Source organism: Bacillus sp. JJ1764 (assembly GCF_036962145.1).
Lineage (GTDB): Bacteria > Bacillota > Bacilli > Bacillales > Cytobacillaceae > Neobacillus.
In genome coordinates this window covers 40,010-44,217 of record NZ_JBALNY010000010.1, presented here as the reverse complement: position 1 = coordinate 44,217, position 4,208 = coordinate 40,010, and the positions used below count along the sequence as shown (strand labels likewise).

Annotated in this window: 2 protein-coding genes; one reads left to right on the top strand and one right to left on the bottom strand. The window is 45.3% G+C overall.

The genetic code is table 11. The features are described from left to right. Window positions 1-45 precede the first annotated feature (45 nt). Window positions 46-672 carry a 3D domain-containing protein gene (locus V7083_RS01700; RefSeq protein WP_335474699.1) on the top strand — a complete coding sequence of 209 codons (627 nt, stop codon included), beginning with the start codon at window positions 46-48 and terminating at the stop codon, window positions 670-672. Window positions 673-951: 279 nt separating this feature from the next. Here V7083_RS01700 and V7083_RS01695 read toward each other — a convergent pair whose 3' ends face one another. Then, a complete protein-coding gene (locus V7083_RS01695) occupies window positions 952-4,077 on the bottom strand; it encodes a DEAD/DEAH box helicase (RefSeq protein ID WP_335474697.1) in 3,126 nt (1,041 codons plus the stop codon). Window positions 4,078-4,208 lie beyond the last annotated feature (131 nt).

The window sequence follows — 4,208 nt, the reverse complement described above, 5'->3', positions numbered from 1 at the left end:
AGTATCTCTGATTTCATTCAGCGCGCCAGTGCCGCTTCCGAGTTAATGGATGCGGACAAGGATATTTTAACTGCCCAAAAAGAGGATCTCCAAAAGATTGAAAATGATAAAAAAGAGATTGATAGACAAGAGCAGATTTTGCAAGGTCAGCAGCAGGTATTGGCCCAACAGCAAGCGGAGCTGAGCCAAAACCTGCAAAAGAGACAACAAACCTTAACGGCTATGCAAGAAAAATATAATCAAATCGTGCAGCAAATGGCGCTTGCTGAGCAGCAGAAAGCTGGCATTGAGTCAAAAATGAGAAGCATCCAGGATCAGATGGCCCAACCATCTAGACCGCAAACCGCTTCGGCTGGTACGCAAGGTCTGGCAGCTCCAGCTGCAAACGGCAAGGAATTATACGTTACCGCAACCGCTTATAGTCCAGAAGAATCCGGTGCTATCACCAGACTAGGCTACAACATCGCGGCAAATCCAAATATGAAACTAATTGCAGTAGACCCGCGCGTCATCCCACTTGGAAAGAAAGTTTGGGTAGAGGGCTACGGAGTCGCCATCGCTGGTGACACAGGCGGCGCCATCCAAGGTCACATCATCGACGTCCTCATGCCAAATAAAGCATCGGCATTACAATGGGGCAGAAGAACGGTGAAAATTGTTATTTTAAATTAAATATTACCTATTAAATGAGACCCGGTTATCAGCGCCGGGTCTTTTTGCATGTGGGAGAAGTAAAGTACTTTTAGGTTGTCGGAGGGTTGACAGTATTAATAGAGGAGAAGCAGGAGGGCATTCTCAATGGTGGATAGGTATGAAAAATTCGGAGAGAAATCCGATAGAAGCATTCTCAAGGTCGAGTAGGAGGGAAAAACCCGTGGAGACGTCTGATAGAGAGCGCCTTACCCCCATAAATAAAACAACCTACTCAAATTTATTGAGTAGGTTCAAATATTACCCCAAATAAACCAAATCTTTCAGCTCATCCGTAGAAAGCTCGGTGATCCAGTTTTCGCTTTGGATGATTTGGTCGTTGAGGAATTGTTTCTTTTCAAGCATGGCGTCAATTTTTTCCTCGAGTGTTCCGGTGCAGATGAGTTTGTGCACGTGGACGAAGCGTGATTGACCGATGCGGTATGCGCGGTCAGTTGCCTGGTTTTCAACGGCAGGGTTCCACCAGCGGTCATAGTGAATGACATGGTTGGCTGCGGTTAAGTTCAACCCTGTACCGCCTGCTTTTAAAGATAGCAGGAACACGGGGAATTCTCCGTTTTGGAACCGTTCAATCATCAGATCCCGCTGTGTCTTGGCGACACTTCCATTCAGGAACGGAACCTCTACGCCAAACTGCTTTTTCAATGCACTGCGTATCATTTCACCCATTTCAATATATTGCGTAAAAATCAAGCAGCTCTCACCTTGATCCAGGACTGCGTCCACCAATTCAATCAACTTCTCCAATTTATTGGAACGTTCTAACAGCTGTCTTCCTGCTGATTTTTCCTTTAAATAAAGCGCTGGGTGGTTGCATAGCTGCTTCAGACGGCTGAGCATTTGTAAAATTAAACCCTTTCGCTCAAACCCAGTCAATTTTTCAATTTCAGCAAAAGTATCGTGAATTAGTTGTTCATATAAAGAAGCCTGTTCAGCGGTCAATGGGCAATATTCCTTCTGTTCGAGCTTGTCAGGAAGGTTTAAGGCAACTTCTTCATCCTTTTTCGTACGGCGAAGCAAGAATGGCCGAATCAAAGACTGAAGCTGCTGGATTTTATCCTTCTTCTCATCCTTTTCAATCGGAATGATAAACCGCTTTTGGAATTGCCCTAAACTGCCTAGGTAGCCACGATTTGAAAAATCAAAAATAGACCACAATTCGGACAGACGGTTTTCCATCGGTGTTCCCGTTAAAGCAATGTGGTGGCGGCCCCTTAAACGGCGGACTGCCTTCGATTGCTTTGTTTGTGCATTCTTGATATTCTGCGCCTCATCAATCGCAATCGTACTCCATAACTTTGACTCAAACTCTTCTGTATCCAGATGGCTCAATCCATAAGAGGTCAGCACGACATCCGCCGTCTTAACCTTATGAGAAAATGCCTCATCCTTTAACCGGTTTGATCCATAATGTAAATACACATCCATATTAGGCGCAAACCGCTCCAACTCTTTCTGCCAATTCCCTAGCACCGAAGTCGGACAAATAATTAATGCAGCCTGGACAGAGACCATATCGGCCAGGTCTCCTTGATCCTTTTTCCGACGCTGTCTTTTAGTGGTGACAGGCACCGATGGCTGATTTTCCACAGTGGATAGATCGTTAATGGTGACAGACACCTTTTCTTCATCAGGTGTGATAGAAACAGTGTTAACCTTATTATCGGTAACTGGCGCCAATTCCTCTTCATGCACAATAGGAATCGCTTCATTCCTTCTTTCAATGACAGACGCCGTGCTCTCCAGCTCCTTCACCTTCAGCAAATATGAAATAAGCTGAATCGTTTTGCCAAGCCCCATGTCGTCCGCAAGGCAGGCCCCAAATCCGTGCTGTCGCAGGAACCATAGCCAACTCATCCCAAGCTGTTGGTAAGGGCGGAGTTCTCCGTTCAGATCTTCTGGAACACTGACAATCGGAATTTCGTTGGTTTCAGATAGTTGGTTCATCATCTGCTTCCATTGTCGATTTAATTCAATCTGTATTTTTGCAAAAACCTTTTGGTTTTCTAAGTCATCTTCGGATTCGCCGGAATCAACCAGCTCCTGCTCGAGGANNNNATGAAGACCTTCCTTTTCAGCCTTTTTCATCAAATCTTGAATATGTCGAATAAATTGTGGATCCAGCTTCACCCAACGTCCGCGAATATACACAAGCCGACGTTTTTCATCCACAAGTTTATTAAATTCATCCTCGGAAAGATCCACACCATTCATGGAAAAGCGCCAATTAAAATCCAGCATGGCATCTAATCCGACAAAAGAAGGACGGTGACTCGATGTGCCTTTCACGGCTGCTTTTACCTTCAAGTTAGCGTTTTTCATCGCCTGCCACCAGGAAGGAAGGAGAATTTCAACATTAAGGGATACCAATGTCTCGCTTGCTTCGGTTAAAAACATCCATGCCTCTTCTTCGGTAAGGTGGGTTTTGAGGGGAGCGGGAGCAACAATACTCTCCTCATGATCACAGAGCCAAGGGATCAGCCGTCCCCATCGGGCTTCCTCACGGTCCACTCGATCTAAAAACGGCCGCCATTTGGCTGGAATCCGTTTCACGTCCTCGACATCATAGACTTCATCGATATTTTTTTTACCTCTGAGGAAGACATCAAGACTCCAATCTCCTTCGCCATCAACCGGCTCATCAAGGCGCATACCAATGGTAAACGGCACATCACTTTCCTTAATACCCACCCATTCAAGCCAGCTCTCTTCATCAAAATAACGCGATAACTCCAAGCCGGAAATGTTTTGTTTTCGCAACAGGTCAAGCTTCGGACCAAACAGTTCCTTCATCGCTGTATTTCTTGTTAAAAATGAATCAAGGGCATTGTTATACAACTCAGAAATGTAATCATGAGTTGTTGGGATACTAGTAGCAGGAGAAACAAGTTCCTGTTCTATAGGACTGTTTGGGGACATGCTTCTATCCTCGGCCATTTCCTGCTCCCAAAAGGATGAATCAAAATCATCTTTCACGCGCTCAGGCAGCTTCCAGCGAAAGTTCCCGTGCTCCCAAACTGAGAAATCAGGAAGCCAATCTTTCTCTATAATGCCCTCATATAGCGTATGGGCCGTAGCCAAGCAGATTTCTGCCTCTTCATTCCAATCCCATTCAATAAAGCGATTGAAGGACTCTTTAGCAAAGAGAGAAACCAGCTGCCAGCCATTCACCGCAACACCCTCAATACCATCAACAGTCTCCAGCTCGAGCAGCGTCCCGAAAAAACTTTCCTCATGGCTACTAAAAACAAGATTCTTCCATACAAGCGGATTCAAATAATCCCCATGCTCATCCCTAGCAGTAAGAAGAAACCGTCCATCTCCCACTCTCGTCATCATCAACTTCAAAAACCTAGTCTTAAGCATAATCCTTCCATGCTCCTTCAAACGGTGACAGGCACCGTTTTAAAATATCCATAAAAATCCAAAATGTCCTCCCCGCAAGGACAAAATACCAGATTTTGTCCACGAGCGGTGCCTGTCACCAACGATTGTCA